The sequence below is a fragment of the Simiduia sp. 21SJ11W-1 genome, assembly GCF_024138675.1.
In the GTDB taxonomy this organism is placed as follows: domain Bacteria; phylum Pseudomonadota; class Gammaproteobacteria; order Pseudomonadales; family Cellvibrionaceae; genus Simiduia.
The window spans coordinates 2,431,482-2,448,036 of the sequence record NZ_CP090959.1; the positions used below are offsets into that span (position 1 = coordinate 2,431,482).

At 55.9% G+C, this 16,555-nt stretch carries 15 protein-coding genes; 14 read left to right on the forward strand and 1 reads right to left on the reverse strand.

Features of this window, described 5'->3' with window-relative positions; genetic code table 11:
• Positions 1-122 precede the first annotated feature (122 nt).
• Positions 123-896, forward strand: coding sequence for a gamma-glutamyl-gamma-aminobutyrate hydrolase family protein (locus L1F30_RS10750; protein ID WP_253356082.1), 774 nt, complete (start codon positions 123-125; stop codon positions 894-896).
• Here the strand turns inward: L1F30_RS10750 and L1F30_RS10755 are convergent.
• Entirely contained in the window at positions 893-1,480 is a 588-nt protein-coding gene (locus L1F30_RS10755; RefSeq protein ID WP_253356083.1) for a DUF924 family protein, read from the reverse strand. The two genes, L1F30_RS10750 and L1F30_RS10755, sit on opposite strands and share 4 nt — an antisense overlap.
• Before the next feature lie 116 nt (positions 1,481-1,596).
• On the opposite strand from L1F30_RS10755, the gene L1F30_RS10760 reads away from it, so the two are divergent.
• The 13 genes from L1F30_RS10760 (at position 1,597) to L1F30_RS10820 (ending at position 16,553) form a co-directional block, all read left to right on the forward strand.
• Positions 1,597-2,868 carry an MFS transporter gene (locus tag L1F30_RS10760; protein ID WP_253356084.1) on the forward strand — a complete coding sequence of 424 codons (1,272 nt, stop codon included), beginning with the start codon at positions 1,597-1,599 and terminating at the stop codon, positions 2,866-2,868.
• Positions 2,869-3,320: 452 nt separating this feature from the next.
• Positions 3,321-4,610, forward strand: coding sequence for a tetratricopeptide repeat protein (locus L1F30_RS10765; RefSeq protein ID WP_253356085.1), 1,290 nt, complete (start codon positions 3,321-3,323; stop codon positions 4,608-4,610).
• Complete coding sequence (locus L1F30_RS10770) at positions 4,607-5,842, forward strand: hypothetical protein (RefSeq protein ID WP_253356086.1); 1,236 nt, start codon at positions 4,607-4,609, stop codon at positions 5,840-5,842. The genes L1F30_RS10765 and L1F30_RS10770 overlap by 4 nt, the downstream gene beginning before the upstream one ends.
• A complete protein-coding gene (locus tag L1F30_RS10775) occupies positions 5,839-7,014 on the forward strand; it encodes a hypothetical protein (RefSeq protein WP_253356087.1) in 1,176 nt (391 codons plus the stop codon). Before L1F30_RS10770 ends, L1F30_RS10775 begins: the two co-directional genes overlap by 4 nt.
• Positions 7,015-7,122: 108 nt before the next feature.
• Positions 7,123-8,568, forward strand: coding sequence for a tetratricopeptide repeat protein (locus L1F30_RS10780; protein ID WP_253356088.1), 1,446 nt, complete (start codon positions 7,123-7,125; stop codon positions 8,566-8,568).
• Between the two features lie 23 nt (positions 8,569-8,591).
• Positions 8,592-10,709, forward strand: a complete 2,118-nt coding sequence (locus L1F30_RS10785) for a PEGA domain-containing protein (protein ID WP_253356089.1) — start codon at positions 8,592-8,594, stop codon at positions 10,707-10,709.
• On the forward strand, positions 10,709-11,002 hold the full coding sequence (locus L1F30_RS10790) for a hypothetical protein (protein WP_253356090.1): 294 nt from the start codon (positions 10,709-10,711) through the stop codon (positions 11,000-11,002). The genes L1F30_RS10785 and L1F30_RS10790 overlap by 1 nt, the downstream gene beginning before the upstream one ends.
• A gap of 15 nt (positions 11,003-11,017) precedes the next feature.
• Positions 11,018-11,815, forward strand: a complete 798-nt coding sequence (locus L1F30_RS10795) for a MotA/TolQ/ExbB proton channel family protein (RefSeq protein ID WP_253356091.1) — start codon at positions 11,018-11,020, stop codon at positions 11,813-11,815.
• Positions 11,816-11,818: 3 nt separating this feature from the next.
• A complete protein-coding gene (locus L1F30_RS10800) occupies positions 11,819-13,108 on the forward strand; it encodes a hypothetical protein (RefSeq protein ID WP_253356092.1) in 1,290 nt (429 codons plus the stop codon).
• A complete protein-coding gene (locus tag L1F30_RS10805; protein WP_253356093.1) occupies positions 13,098-14,177 on the forward strand; it encodes a vWA domain-containing protein in 1,080 nt (359 codons plus the stop codon). The genes L1F30_RS10800 and L1F30_RS10805 overlap by 11 nt, the downstream gene beginning before the upstream one ends.
• On the forward strand, positions 14,177-15,184 hold the full coding sequence (locus L1F30_RS10810; RefSeq protein WP_253356094.1) for a vWA domain-containing protein: 1,008 nt from the start codon (positions 14,177-14,179) through the stop codon (positions 15,182-15,184). Before L1F30_RS10805 ends, L1F30_RS10810 begins: the two co-directional genes overlap by 1 nt.
• Positions 15,185-15,261: 77 nt before the next feature.
• Positions 15,262-15,900 (forward strand): hypothetical protein, encoded by a 639-nt coding sequence (locus L1F30_RS10815; protein ID WP_253356095.1) that lies wholly within the window; start codon positions 15,262-15,264, stop codon positions 15,898-15,900.
• On the forward strand, positions 15,897-16,553 hold the full coding sequence (locus tag L1F30_RS10820; RefSeq protein ID WP_253356096.1) for a hypothetical protein: 657 nt from the start codon (positions 15,897-15,899) through the stop codon (positions 16,551-16,553). The genes L1F30_RS10815 and L1F30_RS10820 overlap by 4 nt, the downstream gene beginning before the upstream one ends.
• Positions 16,554-16,555: the final 2 nt, after the last annotated feature.

A 16,555-nucleotide genomic window follows, 5' to 3' on the forward strand; every position in this document is an offset into this window, starting at 1 on the left:
GCAGGCGGCGGGCAAGCCGGCCCCCACTTACCTGCTTGGGTTATGCTGCCCTTGAGCGTTTGGGTTTACACTGCATGCCTGAGTGCCATTTGGCCAATTTCACCCGCGAGCAAGAGGTATTTATGGGTCGACCCGTCATTGCGATTACCGCCGAAACACTGGACAAACCCAAAGGCGAAGACACCACCCGCTACTACCAGATCATGGCCAAATACGTGGCCCCGGTGGTAGACCTGATGGGTGCGCTGCCGCTTTTGCTGCCCCCCATTGGCGACCAGCTCGATACCGACACCCTGCTCGCGCGGGTAGACGGCGTTCTGCTCACCGGCGGCGTTTCCAACGTGGAGCCACGTCACTACCAGGGCGGCGAAAGCTACCCCGGCTGCCCCCACGACCCCGACCGCGATGCCACAGTGCTGCCCTTGGTTAAAAAAATCATCGAGCGCGGCGTACCCCTGTTTGGCATTTGCCGCGGTTTTCAAGAGATGAACATCGCCTTTGGCGGCAGTCTCTACCAGCAATTGCACATTGAGGCCGATTTTGCCCTGCACAAAGCCCTGGTAGACTTTGATGCCCCCGCCGATGGCCTCTACGCCGATGTGCACGAATTGAACATTGCCCCCGATGGCATTCTGGCACGCATCACCAACGGCCCTGTGCAGCGGGTTAATTCCATCCACGGGCAAGGTATCAAGCGCTTGGGCGATGGCTTGCGCGTTGAGGGCACAAGCCCGGATGGGCTGATTGAAGCTTTCAGCGTTGAAAACGCAAAAGCCTTTGCCCTGGGTGTGCAGTGGCACCCCGAATGGAAGCCAACCCAGAACCCTATGTACCAAGCCATGTGGGAGGCCTTTGGCCAAGCCACACGCGCCTACGCCGAGGGCAAACAGCCTTAAAAGCTGCTACCGGGCTGGCTTAAAAAGGCCAGCTCTTCAGGCGTAGATGCGCGCCCCAAAATGGCATTGCGGTGCGGGTAGTGGCCAAAGCGATCAATAATCGCCTTGTGCCGGCGCTCGAAGTCTTCGCTGTTATCGCCCTCAAGGGAGGCAAACAGCACCATGGCCTGCTCATGCACTGCGGCCACCTCTGAGTGCATATAAGGCATATAGAGAAACTGGCGCTGATCATTGGTAAGCGCCCGGTCTTGCCCCTCATTCACCGCGTGCATTGCCACAGCCAGCGCTTGGGCGTCGGCCTCAAACGCCTCGGGGCGATTGCGGTAGATATTGCGGCTGAATTGATCGAGCACAATCACCAGCGCCAAGGCGCCTTCGGCCGATGTCTGCCAGTGGCTGCAGGCACCGCGCTTGGCATCAATTAACAAGGCTTCAAAGCGCTGGCCAATGGCTGCATCCAAAGCCGGATCTTTCTTCCACCACTGCGCCGGTGCGAGCTCTTTAAACCAGAAATCAAGCACCCTACCGGCCTGTTCAATGGGCCGCGGGTTGTTGGGTGGCTGTGGCGAGTGGAAATTCTGCATGCTAAAAATCTCAAAGCCAAAGCCCCTACCCTAGCCAAGGGGCTTTGGGCCGGTCAAGGTATCAATGGTGCCGTTGAATCGTTAGACTGGCCGCCAAATTATGAATGGAGGTACCGGTGCGCAAAAAATTAACCAGTATTTGGCCGCTGTTTTTCGGCATGTTATTGATCGGCTTGTGCGTGGGCGCACAGGGTACTTTGATCGGCCTGCGCGCCGCCCTTGAAGGTTTCCCCACCACGCTCACGGGCCTCATTATGTCGGCCTATTATCTGGGATTTTTATTGGGCGCCCACCGCGGCCAAAAAGTGATTCGCCGCGTGGGCCACGTGCGCGCCTTTGCCGCATTGACAGCGCTGTCTTCGCTGTGTGTATTAATGCATTCAATTTACGTAAACCCCTGGGCCTGGGCTGCCACCCGTTTCTTGACGGGCTTTGCCATGTGCGGCATTTACCTGGTGGCTGAATCCTGGCTAAACCAGGCAGCCGACGACAGCAATCGCGGCAAGATACTTTCGCTGTACATGATCACCCTGTTGGGCGGTATTTTAGGCGGGCAATTTTTATTGAACTTAGCCGACCCGCAAAGCTTTGAGCTGTTCAGTTTGATCTCGATTTTAATGAGCGCCGCGGCCATTCCCATTTTGGTCACCGCCATTGCCACGCCAGTAGTCACGCCCACACCCACCATCAGCCCGCTTAAGCTTTTTCAGTGGGCGCCCTTTGGTTTGGTGGGCGTGTTTTTAATTCAAATGTGCTCGGCCATGATTTTTGGTATGGCACCGGTGTACGCCAACATGAAGGGGTTTAACACCCAGGATGTAGCCTGGATCATGGCCAGTATTGTGGCCGGCGCACTGCTGTTACAGTGGCCGCTGGGGCTATTGGCAGACAACTTCAACCGGCGCATCATTGCCACAAGCCTCACGGCCATTGCTGCACTGTTTGCAATTATCAGTGGATTATTCGGCGAGCATTCGTTTTTAATTTTGCTGATTTGTATCGGCCTGTTTGGCGGTTTTACGCTGCCGCTGTATGCCGTATTCTGCGCACTGGTGAACGATTTCATGAGGCCTGAAAAAATCGTTGCCGCCAGCAGCACCATTTTATTAGTGGGCGGTGTTGGCGCATCAATTGGCCCGATATTAATCGCGCCATTAATGGATTTCGCGGGCCCGCGCGGATTTTTTTGGGGCTGTGCGGGCAGCCTGCTGCTTATCAGCATCTACGGTCTGTACCGCATGTCGCGCTTCCCCTATGCCGCTCGCCACGATCTACTGGAGATGAGCGTCATCCCCGGCGGCAACATCGGTACGGGTTTATTGAATGCTGACGACCTCAATACCGCCAATTTAGACCAAAAGCCGGCCCACCCTGAAAAAGAGGCCTAGGGCTTCAATCGAATTTGAATAGCGGTAGGCCGGCTTATAAAAAGCGCCTCTAATACGCAGGCCTATTGCTATTCCAAAACCGGCGCTAACCCGCATAGCGCCTACACCATTGCCTTCCTTCCCGGTACTGGCACCCGACTTTTGCAAAAATCTGCCAACTCAACACCGTGAGCATGCAGGCAGATTGACTATACTCAAACAGTGGCAGGCGTAACTGTGCACTCACACTCTCCGCCCGCCCTGGCCGCAAAGCCCACCTCTGCGTAATTGGGGTGCGTGTCATCCCTTTTTGGGCTTGCGCCGTAAGTACACTAACGCGGTGCTGTGTTTAGGGACGTTAAACGACATCAACTCGGTAACAGCCGCCTGCGATGGGCGCAACCCAGATGACGTTACACACTTTACAAGAAGTAAAGACCCGACATTCATTCACTGACATGAGCGGCGTAACTGTGAACAAGTATTTCCAATGTATCTACGTCTTGGTGGTTTGTTTGTTCAGCCTTTGGGGCCTGGCCGCACAGGCCAATAGTACAAGCCCGGCAACCGATTACCTGATTTCCCCCGATGAAAGTGGCGAAGATAATCTGACACCTATTCAATCGGCAGACGCAGCCCCACCCACTGCGCGCGCCTACCTGAATGCCATTGAAGACATAGAGGCCGAATACGGCGCCTACGATGTGCAGCTTTCGCAACACTTGAGCGGCCTTGGGCGGCAGTTGCAAAGTGTGGGCGAGCACGATGAAGCCATCGACCTGTTCAAACGTGCCATGCACATCCAGCGCATTAACTACGGCCTCTACGACATGGGCCAGGCGCCCATTCTGGAAGATCTCATTGAAAGCCAGATTGCCATTGGCGAATGGGAAGATGCCAACGATCGCTATCAATACCTCTATTGGTTGCACCGCCGCAACTACGGTACCGACGACCCGCGCATGCTGCCCATTATCAACAAGCTCAGCAATTGGCACTTAAATGCCTACGCGCTTAATGTAAGTAACGGGGTGTTCTACCACCTGATCAACGCACACAACCTGTATAAAGTGGCCGTGGATATTGTGAGCAATGCCTACGGGCAAAACGACCTGCGCATGATAGAACCCTTGCGCGGGCTCACTGCCTCCAGCTACTTTCTGGCCACCTACAAAGTCTCGAACCAAAACCGGATGTCGATGTCTAATGGATCGAAGCCTGCAAGCGAGGAAGACCATGCCAAGCTTGAGCAGTACATTATTAATAGCTACAACAGTGGCCGCGCAGCCATCAACCGCATGGTAGACATCTACAGCAACAACCCGGATGCACCGCCCGCCTCCGAAGTTAACGCACAAGTGGCGCTGGGTGATTGGCATCTGCTGTTTGGCAAATGGCACTCGGCAATGGAAGTCTACCAAGACAGCTACCAGAAACTGCTCGATCAAAACGCAGACCCAGCCCTAATTGCCGGCCTGTTCGGTAAACCCAAGCCGCTGCCGGACTTGCCATTAATAGACATCAAGCTCAATTCAGACATCAATACCGAGCACTATGTTTTGGCCAAATTCAACGTCAATGCCTACGGTCGCGCCAGCAAAATAGAAATTGTTGACGCGCACCCCGCCGATGACGACCGCAACAAATCCCGCGTGCGCCGCACCTTAAAGCAAACAAAGTTTCGCCCACGCATTGAAAACGGCGAAGCGGTTGCCACTAAAGATGTCACCCACAGGTACCTGTTTTCGGACAATAAACAATGAACAAATTGCCCTGGAAGCCTCAACTGATTACCGCCGCCTCCATGCTGATTGCACTGGCAATGGTGGGCTGTAAGCAAGAGCAACAAAGCCAGCAGCAACAGCCACCCACACCCAGCAGCCCTTCCAGCAGCAGCCAGCAATCCAAAAGCTCACCCAGCCAGTCGTCCGGGCGGCAAAGCTCACCCCAACAAAGCCAGACCAGTGGCGGCCAACAAAGCCCGTCGCAGCCAAGCAGCACCCAAAGCACGGGCCAAAGTAGCGCCTCTAGCAGCCCCTCGCGCCAACCAAAAGGGGACCAGGGCAGCGATGTATTCAGCCCTCCTGCCCCCAGCCAGGCAAACGCCGGAACAAAAGGTGCCGATGGCAGCCAGCAATCCACCGAGCAAGGCGCCCAGGGTAACCCAAGCCCGGAAACTGCCGACATTAACGATGCCGGCATGAGCCAGGGCCAAGGCAAACCCAAAGAAATCGATTTCTCGGAAGAAGAAGCCAGCACAGCCGCCAGCAGCAGCGCCCAGCAGAGCCAGAGCCAGAGCCAGAGCCAGAGCCAGAGCCAGAGCCAGTCTAGCGCCAGTGCCCAAGGCGGCCAGCGCGCCAATGCAAATCCTGCCACTGCGCAGGCAGGCGGCAGCGGTGCACCGGCGGGCACAACCGCCAGCAGCAGCCAAACACCCGCAAGCGGTGCGCAACAAACTGCCGGCGGTAATCAACAAACTGCCGGCGGCCCTGGGCCTGGCGGTGCGCCAGCAGGCCAGCCCGGCCAGCAGCCCGGGGGCAGTGGTGCCAGCGCCGGCAGCCTGAACGACCAGTTTGAAACCACCATTGCCAGCTACGACGGCATGATCCTGCGCGAGCGCGACTACATCGCCAACCGGCGCAATCAAAAAGGCAGCGAAGAGGACGTACAACAAGTAGAAGGGCCTATATTTGATGAAGGGGATCTCGCCTCTGAAGGCGGGCCACGCGGCGGCCAGGTAGCAGGCACGCCAGGGGCGCAGGGCCAGGGCGATGGCAATGGCAGCCAGCCCGAGGGTGGCACCAGCCGCCAGGGCGAATACCGCACAGTGGCGGTGGCGGCACCACCGCCAGACATTCCCACAGGCGATGACGACGACGTAGTGGCCCGCCAAATTCGCGAGGCCGCCATGCGCGAAACAGACCCGGCCCTGCGTGAAAAGCTTTGGGATGAATACCGCAAATATAAAAACCAAACCGCGAAGGGGTCGCAATGAAGCACCGTTACGCCCTGCAACTGGCCCTGTTCAGCCTGCTAATAGGCGCACTGGCCGCGTGCAGCATCCACAAGGTGAAGTCCACCAATCACGTGCCCGTTGAACGGGTATCACAAGAGATACCCGAGCATTTGCTGCTCGATGTGGGCATCCAGATTTTTGACCCGGGCATTGACGATGCCGCCGACTCGGATGACCTCGTGTTCCCCGAGGTGCGCCGGGCCGAATCGCGCTATATGCCGGTAATGCTGGCGGAAACCCTGCAGTCGTCGGCCGCATGGGGCGCCGTGCGGGTGGTACCTGCCGCCAATAAAAACAGCGATGTCACTGTGCGCGCAAAAATTGTGCAATCAGATGGCGAGCAGCTGGAGCTTGCGTTAGAAGTGCTGGATATCAGCGGCCGGGAATGGTTTGCGCGCACCTATCATGAAACCGCAAGTCACTACGCCTACAACAAGCGCCTGGTGAAAGATGTTGACCCGTTTCAGGGTATCTACAACCAGATTGCCAACGACATGCTGGCCTTCCAGCGCACCCTGACCGACACCGAAACCCGCAATTTGCGCACCATTGCCGAGCTGCGCTTTGCCCGCGATTTCTCGCCCCAGGCCTTTAGCGACCATCTGCAAGAAACCAAAGACGGCCGCTTTGCCGTGATGCGCCTGCCTGCCGCCGATGACCCGATGCTCAACCGCGTGAGACGCATCCGCGAACGCGACTACCTGTTTGTAGATACCCTGCAAGATTATTACGGCACCTTCGTGCGGGAAATGGATGGCCCCTACCAAACCTGGCGCGCCGAAAGCTACGATGCCGTCATCACCCAGCGGGAACTGGAGAGCCAAGCTACAACCCGCACCATTGCCGGTATTGCCGCCATCGTGGGCGGCATTGCCGCTGCCGGTAACAACAGCGGCTCCGGGCGGGTTGCAGGCCAGGTAGCGGTTGCCGCCGGTGGCTACATGGTAAAAAGCGGTTTCGATAAACGCGAAGAAGCCAAGATGCACAGCGACATGCTCATAGAACTCGGCGATTCACTGGAGGCCGCCATTGAGCCGCAGGTGATTGAGCTGGAAGATCGCACTATCACCCTCTCTGGCACCGTGGAAAACCAGTACGACCAGTGGCGTGAATTGCTAAAAGAAATCTATAAAGCTGAAACAGGCTTATAATAAAAAGCACAGATACATTAATCTGAATGCGGCCTTGGCGTATAAGGCCGCCTTGACAAGACCCAGCCTCGCGCATGGAGCACGGGGCCCTAATCAGTAAGTAACTGCATGAACGACCAACAAGCGCTGCCTTGGTGGCAGCAGTCGCGCCTTCAATATGCGGCAATCGGAATCCTGATTGCGCTAATGCTATTTGTCATTTTTATTCTGCCGAACTTCGTGGGGCCAGTGGCCATAGACGAGGCAGACATCACCGCCCCTGCGCCAAGCACAAAAGCCGCGCCCGCCGAGTCGCCCTTTGCCGACGCCCAACTCGCCCGCGAGCGCAAGCAGGCACAAGAAATTTTAAACAAGGTGTTACAACTGCAAGACCAGCTGGAGGGCCAGCAGGTAGAGCAATGGGGCGCAAAGCCCTATCAAGACGCCCTGGATACCGCCGCCAAAGCCGATGAATACTACCGCCAGCGGGAGTTTACTATCGCCCAGGAAAACTACCGCGCAACCCTCTCGCAATTACAAGCCTTGAAAGCACAGGCAAGCGAGGCGCTTAAAGAGCAGCTGGCAACGGGCCAAAGCGCGCTCGATGAAAAAGACGCAACCACTGCAACTCACGCGTTTAGCCTTGCGCTGGCCATTGCCCCAAACAATGAACAAGCGCAAACGGGTTTACGCAGCGCCGAATCCCTAGAGGCCGTGTTGGACCTGCTGCGCCGGGGTCGCCTTGAAGAAAAAACCGATCACTGGGAAAAGGCGCGCGCCAGCTACCGTGAAGCGCTGGCGCTAGATCCAAACTCGCCGCTCGCGCAAGCGGCTCTCACAAACATTGAAACCAAGCTGCGCGATCGCAACTTTACCCGCGCCATGTCTGCAGGCTTTAAGGCAATGGATGCAGGCGACTTCGCGGGGGCGCGCAAACATTTTCAGGCAGCAGGCGCCATCAAACCCAACGATGACGCCGTACCCGTAGCGCTGCAGCAGGTAAACAACCAAAGCCTGCAAACCAGCATCAACAACAAACTGGCCCAGGCCCGTGCCGCAGAAGCCGACGAAAAGTGGCTTGAGGCCAACAAGCTCTACCAGGCACTGCTGGTCCAAGACAGCACCCTGGTAGATGCCGTAGTGGGCAAACTGCGCACCGATGCCCGGGCAGATCTGGAAAAGCGTACCCTGCACGCGCTGGAAAATCCACTGGCCTTAAACAAACCTGAAAATTACGCCGCCGCCCAACAAACGCTCGCTGAACTCAATGCCCTGAATCAATCAGGCCCCAGGCTTGATGATCAACGCACTCAACTTGCCGAACTGCTGGCCAAGGTAGATCAACCCCGGCAGGTCATTCTGCAATCAGACAACCTCACCCAGGTCACTATTTTTCACGTGGGGCGCATCGGCAATTTTGAACAACACGTGATGGCACTTAAGCCAGGCACCTATGTGGCCGTGGGCTCACGGCCGGGCTATCGCGATGTGCGCGAAGAATTTGTGGTAGGGCTGAACGAAAATCAGGTGTCGGTGGAGATTCGCTGCACTGAAAAAATTGCTTTGGGCAGCTAGCCCCACAGGAACATGAGGACATCATGACGCAACGGGAAACACCGCCAGATAACAATAGCCAGGCAGCCCCACAAACTGAAATTATTGAACCCACACCTTTCGCCCCCAGTGCGGGTACACAACAACAAAAGCGCTGGCGCCCCAGCCGTCGGCAGCTCGCCATTGGCGTGCCGCTGGCCGTTGGGCTCATGGTTGTTGTGCTGCTTATGCTTTCGCGCTCAGTTACCTTTGTCACCCTGCCCGCCAATACACACATTCAATTGGCTGGCGGCCTGCACTTACAGCTGGCCAACACCTGGCTGCTGTTTCCCGGTGATTACCAGATCACCTTGCAAAGTGAAGGCTACTACGATCTTGAGCAAACACTCACTGTAGGCCGTGATGCCGAGCAACAATTTCGTTACGAGTTGGAAAAATTGCCGGGGCGCTTGCTGGTTACCAGCCAGCCTACAGGCCCGGACGTAGAAATACTGATTGATGACCAACCGGCAGGCTTTGCCGGCCAGGAAATTGGCGACATACCCCCGGGGCTGCACACGATTAAAGTGCTACACCCGCGCCATTTGCCCTTTGAACAAAACCTCGCCATTACCGGCAAAGATGAATTACAAACATTGGCCGTTACCCTAAGCCCGGCCTGGGCCGAGGTCGCCGTAACCACAGAGCCCGCCGGGGCCACCTTGCAAGTGGGTGGCGACACACTAGGGGTGACGCCGGGCAAATTTGAAATTCTGCAAGGTGAGCAACAACTGATGCTGGCCCTAGAGGGCTATAAAATCTGGCAGGATATGTTCGAGTTTAAAGCCGGAGAATCGCTGGCACTGCCTACCATCACCCTGCAAAAAGCCGACGGTAAGCTCAGCCTCAGCACCCAACCGGCCGGTGCAAGTGTCACGCTAAATGGCAACTTTTTAGGGCAAACCCCGCTCGACATCGCCTTGGTGCCGAAAACACCACACACCCTGAAGGTGTTCAAAGAGGGCTACGAAGAGGCCAGCCGGCAGGTAAGCATAGAATCGGGCAGCGAGAAATCCCTGAATCTCAAACTCACCCCGGCACTTGGCAAGGTGCATATCACCGCAAACTTTGACGATGCAGAGCTGTACGTTGATGGCCGCTTGTTTGGCCGCGCCAACCAAACCGTTTCATTGCCCGCACGCCCACACGCGTTGAGCGTTAAAAAGCAGGGCTATGAAACCTTTGAGGCAGAGGTAACGCCCAAACCTCTGCTCACGCAAAAAATTAACGTGCGCCTGCGCACCCTAGATCAAGCCAAGTGGGACAAAATCCCCAAACAAATACGCACCGCCACCGGCCAAATCCTCACCCTATTCCGCCCGAATGCCCAGTTCAACATGGGCTCATCGCGCCGCGAACAGGGGCGCCGCTCGAATGAAAATTTGCGCCAAATTTCACTAAGCCGTGCTTTTTACGTGTCGCCCTTACTGGTTACCAACGCAGACTTTGTAAAATTCGAGCGCTTTCACTCCTCCAACCACGTCAAAGGCAACAGCCTGTTCAGTGAGCAGCAGCCGGTGGTCAATATCACTTGGGCGCAGGCGGCTAAATTCTGCAATTGGTTGTCTGAAAATGCCAAGCTGCCGCCCTTTTACATTGAAGAAAAAGGCGCAATTACCGGCTTCAACCCGGATGCCACGGGCTTTAGATTGTTAACAGAGGCCGAGTGGTCATGGCTTGCCCGCGTACAAGACAAACAAGGCAATAAAAAATACCCCTGGGGCGATCAACTGCCGCCCACGCCCAACAGCGGCAACTACGGCGACCGAAGTGCCGCGCAGTTATTGGGGCTCATTTTGCTGGACTACAACGATGGCTACCCGGTTACCTCTCCGGTGGGTAAATTCCCGCCCAATGAAAAAGGCATGTACGACATAGGCGGCAACGCAGCCGAGTGGATTCACGACTTCTATGGTGTGGGCACAGGGCTTGCTTTAAAAACCGAGCGCGACCCTTTGGGCCCGGCCACCGGCGACTACCATGTGATTCGTGGCTCAAGCTGGGCCCACGGCGGCATTACAGAACTCCGCCTGGCCTACCGCGACTATGGCGACAGCAAGCGGCCAGACTTGGGCTTTCGCATTGCGCGCTTTGTTGAGCCGCGCAAACAGGAGGATAAATAATGCCAATAACCCGGCCAGGCTTTTACACTTTGGTGGCCGCGCCACTGCTGGTGCTCACCTTAATCACCCCCGCCGCGCTCGCTGTTGAGCCTGCAACAGATGCCCAAAAAGCACAGGCAAGCGATGCAAACGGCGCCGCCAATAACACGCCCGCGCAAGACACAGCCGCCACAGGCACTGAGGCCACACAACCAAAACAACCCGCCGCACCGCAGGCGGCAACCGCCCCTAACTACACGCCCACTGAAGAGATTTCAGAAGACCTTTCTGTTTCCTTCCCCGTGGACATCTAACCGAAAGGACCGGACATGAGACGACAAACAGGTTCCGATTTTATCTTCCAGGTATTTGCCCTGCTGCTCTCGGTGATCATTGTGCACGCCATTTATGTGTCGCTGATTCGGCCCACGGCCAACGCCATGCTTGAAGAGCAACTGGAGCGACAAGCAGCCGGTGAATCCTACGTGGTGCAGCGTTCTTTTTACGTGGTACTGCGCGATTACGAACAAGAGGCGTGTTTTGTGCTGATGCTGTGGGCCATGGCCATCATGGCGATGAAAGCACGCAACGGCGTACATGAACGCAGGCTGCTGGATAAAAGCCTACTGCCCATTGATAACGGCACCAGTGTCTTGCCCGAAGACACCCGTGCACTCTCGCGCAGCCTGGAAAATCTGCCAGATGCAGAAAGGGGCAGATTATTGCCCCGGGCCCTGAACGCCGCCCTGCAACGATTTGGCTCAACGCGCGATATTGGCGATACCGCGGCGGTTGTAAAAGAGGTGTGTGAATCAGAATCAGACCGGCTCGACAGTGAACTGGCCATGGTCAGGTACATTGCCTGGGCCATTCCCTCTATCGGGTTTATCGGTACCGTGCGCGGTATTGGTGAAGCATTGGGTCAGGCCCATCGCGCGGTTGAAGGCGACATTGCGGGTGTTACCGTGAGCCTGGGCGTGGCCTTTAACTCCACCTTTGTCGCGCTGGTGCTCAGCATCATCATCATGTTTTTCACACATCAGTTACAACTGCTTCAAGAGCGACTGGTGCTAGACACCCAAGGCTATTGCGATGAAAAGCTTCTCAAACAGTTAAAGGCAGATTAACCCATGACTGCCAGCCTGTTGTACCTCAATGATGTGCAAGTGCAGCTCGTAAGCCAAGGCGAGCCATTGGTATGCGAACCCGCGCAACTGGTATTTGAAGGCACACAAGTGCTCAGCGGTGAACAAGCGCTGGCGCGCCTACGCATTACTCCGCTGGCGGCTTACAACCAGCATTGGGCACAACTGCACCAGCAACCCTTAAAACTGCCAAACCCCGATTACCGCCATCACGCAGACCTCGCCTACTGGCAACTAAACCGCTGGCTTGCACCGCTGGCACAAGGCACGCCCCTGCTGGTTGCACCCAGTTACCGCTATCAGGCACAGCAATACTCGCTGCTTGCCGGCATGCTGCAGGCAGCAGGCGCCGAGCCTGCGGGATTTATTCACGCAGCGCTGTTGCACACTTTGGGGGCACTCACTCAGGGCCTCGGCAAAGGGCCCTTTTTGCACCTGGACCTTTGCCTGCACCAGGCGCACATTACCGAGCTAAGGGTTCACAATGGCCAGTTGGTTATTCAACAGGAGTGGGATTTCCCGGAACTTGGGCTCAACAAAATTAAAGAGGCCTGGCTGCAAAAAGTCGCCCGCCTTTGTATTGATCAAACCCGCTACGACCCACTGCACAGTGCCGAAAGCGAACAGCGCCTGTTCAACCAATGGGCTGACTGCATAGCACAATTGCAAAAAGGCCCAGCTGCAGGGCTCGATATCGACGGGCACGAAATTGAAATACAGCACCGTGATGTGAGTGATTTATACCGCGCACTGCACACCAAACTGCAAAGCTTGCAGGGCCAGGTATTGCTCACACCCATCGCACGCGCACTGCCGGGCCTTGAGGGCTACGCGCTGGATAAAAACCTGCTTGCCACGGCAGTAGACCAACTGCCCCAGGGCTTAATCAACAGCGGCAGCATTCAATTGCTGCAAAGCCTGCCGGTAAGCAACCTCCAAGGCTTTGCAGGCGGCACGCAACAAGAAGCGAACACCCGCGAATCACTCAATCACACAAGCCCCGTGACCCATCTTTTGGTCAACCACCGGGCGCACCGCTTACAACCAGGCCTGGCACTGACGGCCAGTGGCGAGCTCACAAGTTCACCTGCAGGCCCCATTACCGCACGCTTTGAATACCGCGCGCCCCACTGGCATTGCGTTGGTGAAGGCGCGCTTAAAATCAACGGCGAGGCCATTGAAAATACCCACCCACTCAAGCTTGGAGATCAGCTACACACAGGCCAGCAGAAAGCCACCTGCATTCACGTAAGCGGGAGTGAGCATGGCGCGTAAGCGGGGCTTTTCTACCTTTTCGCTCTCGTTTCTCGACATCATGTCCTGTGGCTTTGGTGCAGTGGCGCTGATTTTTTTAATTATTAAACACGATGTAGATACCCGCGCCGATGTCAGCACCGACTACCTGCGCGCTGAGGTAGAAAAGCTGCAAGAGGAAGTAAGCGAAGGTCAGCAAAACCTTGTGGCACTGCGCAATACGCTCTCCGCGCTAGACCAACAGCACGTAGAGGCCCAGGGGCTGGCCCGGCGTATACTCGAAGATATCAATCGCACCCAGGGCAAACTGGGCGAGTTTTCCAACCAGGATATTGAAGCGGAAATCCAGCGGTTAAAAGAAGAGCGTGAACGTTTGCAAACGGAAATTGAACGCTTGAAAGCCGAAGACCAACAGCGCGGCAAGGATGCGCTGCAGTTTCTTGGCCAGGGCGACCGGCAATACCTCACCGGCCTAAAGCTTGGCGGCGCGCGCATTCTGATTCTGGTAGATACCTCCGCCAGTATGCTCGATGAAAAGCTCATCAATATAATTCGCACGCGCAACATGAGCGATGAGTTAAAACGCGAAGCCCCAAAATGGCGCCGCAGCCTGGCCGCTGTGAAATGGTTGGCCGCGCAACTGCCGCAACAAAGCCAATACCAGATCTACGGCTTCAATACCCATGTCACCCCGGCCCTGGCCGACACCCAAGGCCAGTGGCTCAGGGTATCGGATCAAAAGCAGTTGGAATTGGCTATTGTTAATTTGAGAAAAACCACGCCCGCAGGTGGCACCAGCCTTGAGCGTGCCTTTCAGGCGGTTAACGCACTCAACCCGCGGCCCGACAACATCATATTGCTTACCGACGGCCTGCCCACCCAAGGCATGAACCGCCCCAGCCGTAATACCATTACCGGGCCCGAACGTGAAAAGCTGTTTCAGCGCGCCGCCAGCCTGCTGCCGCCCGGGGTGCCTGTGAATGTGATTTTGGCACCCATGGAGGGCGACCCAATGGCGGCGGCGCACTTTTGGTACTTGGCAATCGCAACTAACGGCTCGTTTATCAGCCCATCGAAGGATTGGCCCTAATGAAACGCAAGCAACGGCAAACCGATGAATTTAATGTGTCGTTTCTAGACGTCATCTGCTGCGGCTTTGGCGCGATTGTGCTGTTGCTGATGATCACCAAGACTGTGCCCATTGTGGTATTGGAAGAAACCCAAATAGACCGCGAAGGTCAAGTAGCCGATTTACAGCGGGCCCTGTTTGAAATACGCGGTGAAACCACCATTTTAAATCGCGACCTGAATGCCAAACACGAGCAGCTCGATAGCGAAACCGAACGCATTGCCATTTTGCGTGGCAAATTAACGGAATTGGAAGCGCGCTATGCTTCGCTTGCACGCCAGGCCAGTAGCGACGACAGCGAGCTTGGCAAACTGGCACGGGCAACCCAAAGCCTCACCGAAGAAATGCAGCGGCTGTTAGGCAATCAATTTGCGCGGCAAAACAACATCATTGGCGGCATTCCCGTAGACAGCGAATACATCATTTTCATTATTGATACCTCAGGCAGTATGTTTAATTTTGCCTGGCCACGCATGATGGATGAAATGATCGCCATTCTTGATATCTACCCCTCGGTAAAGGGTATTCAGGTGATGAACGACATGGGCCAGTACATGTTCACCTCATTGCGCGATGAATGGATAACCGACAGCCCCACCCGTCGCACTGCAATCATCAATCGGCTGCGCAACTGGAACCCATTCAGCAACTCAAGCCCTGTTGAAGGCATCCAGAAAGCCGTGCGTACCTTCTACGACCCGGGCAAGCGCGTGAGCATCTATGTAATGGGCGATGACTTTACCGGCAGATCCATTGGCCAGGTGGTAGACATAGTAGACAGGCTCAACCACAACAGTGCCAACAACAAACCGCGCGTACGCATTCACGCTGTGGGCTTTCCCGTACAGTTCGACCCGCGCGTACCCAACCGGCAAGGCGTCTACCGCTTTGCCGCACTTATGCGTGAACTTACCTACCGAAACGGCGGCACCTTTGTCGGCCTGAACGATTACAAGAGGCAGCGTTAATCATGATCACACAGCCATTTTTTTCGCACCTCACATGCCGCGGGCCCAATGGCAACCGCCGGGGCTTCCCTGTCTTCATGGCAGCCCTCGTGTTGCTGATCAGCGGCTGTGCAGGAAAAGTAGAAGTGCAAGGTGATGTACCAATGCCACTGGTAGACAAAAAACCGCTATCTGTAGGTGTGGTGGCCAATGAAAGATTTCAAACCTTCCAATACGAAGAGAAGAGTAAAGATCGCCTGAAATGGACCATTGGCACAGGGGGTGCCCAGCAAAAGCTGCTGGATAACCTCATGCACGCCATGTTTACCCGGGTAGAGACGCTTGAAAAGTTGCCCAAGGCCGATCAACCGGCACTGGTAGATTTGGTTATTCTGCCAAGGGTAAAAGAGTTCCAGTACGCCATGCCCCGGGAAACCAAAGTAAACATATTTGAGGTGTGGATTAAGTACAGCATTCAGGTGTACGACAACCAAGGCTCGCTGGTGGCAGACTGGATAATGCCCGCCTACGGCAAAACACCCACCGCGTTTTTAAAATCCGAAGACGATGCACTTAACCAGGCCGTGATGATGGCGTTGCGTGATGCTGGCGCAAGCTTTGTCACAGGGTTCGACCGTGTGCCCGAAATCAAAGCCTGGCTAGCGATCCCTCGCACACCTGTTGCCCCGCCCAAACACCCCGTACCCATAGCCCCCGATGATGAGGAGACGCTATGATGAAAACGCTATTCACATTGTTAACCTTCAGCCTGCTTTGTCTACTCGCAGGCTGCACCTCGGTCACTGTAGATGAATTCAAGCGCGGCAATGCCACACTGGATGCCACAGACAGCGTGGTAGTTCTCGGCAGGCGCCACTCCAGTGATTACGAAACAGAACCCGATCTGGTGTCTTGCATTGGCAGCGAAATTAGCCGCGGCGGCGATGTAACGGTAATTCCCGAAAACGAGTTTATCGACAGCGTCTACCCCTGGTTTGAACCACGCATTGCACCAATGTCTGTGCGCAGCCTGCATCGCTTGGCCCAGCGCGACGACGTGGCCCACGTGCTGCGTGAATATGATGTTCACTACATTATCTGGATTGATGGCCACACGGAAACCACAAGTAGCGCAGGCTCCATTGGCTGCTCGGTAGGGCCAGGCGGTGCCGGCTGTTTCGGCTTTGGCACCTGGGAGAAAGAATCGGCCTATGAAGCCACCATCTGGGATTTCGACCAGGGCAAGGTGGTAGGGAAAATCAGCGCAGACGCCTCAGGCACTTCCTATATGCCGGCCATTGTTGTGCCCATACCGCTTATCGCCCGCGTTCAGGCCGGCGCCTGTGAAGGGCTAGGCACACAACTTAGAAAATTTTTAAAACCCGAATGAGG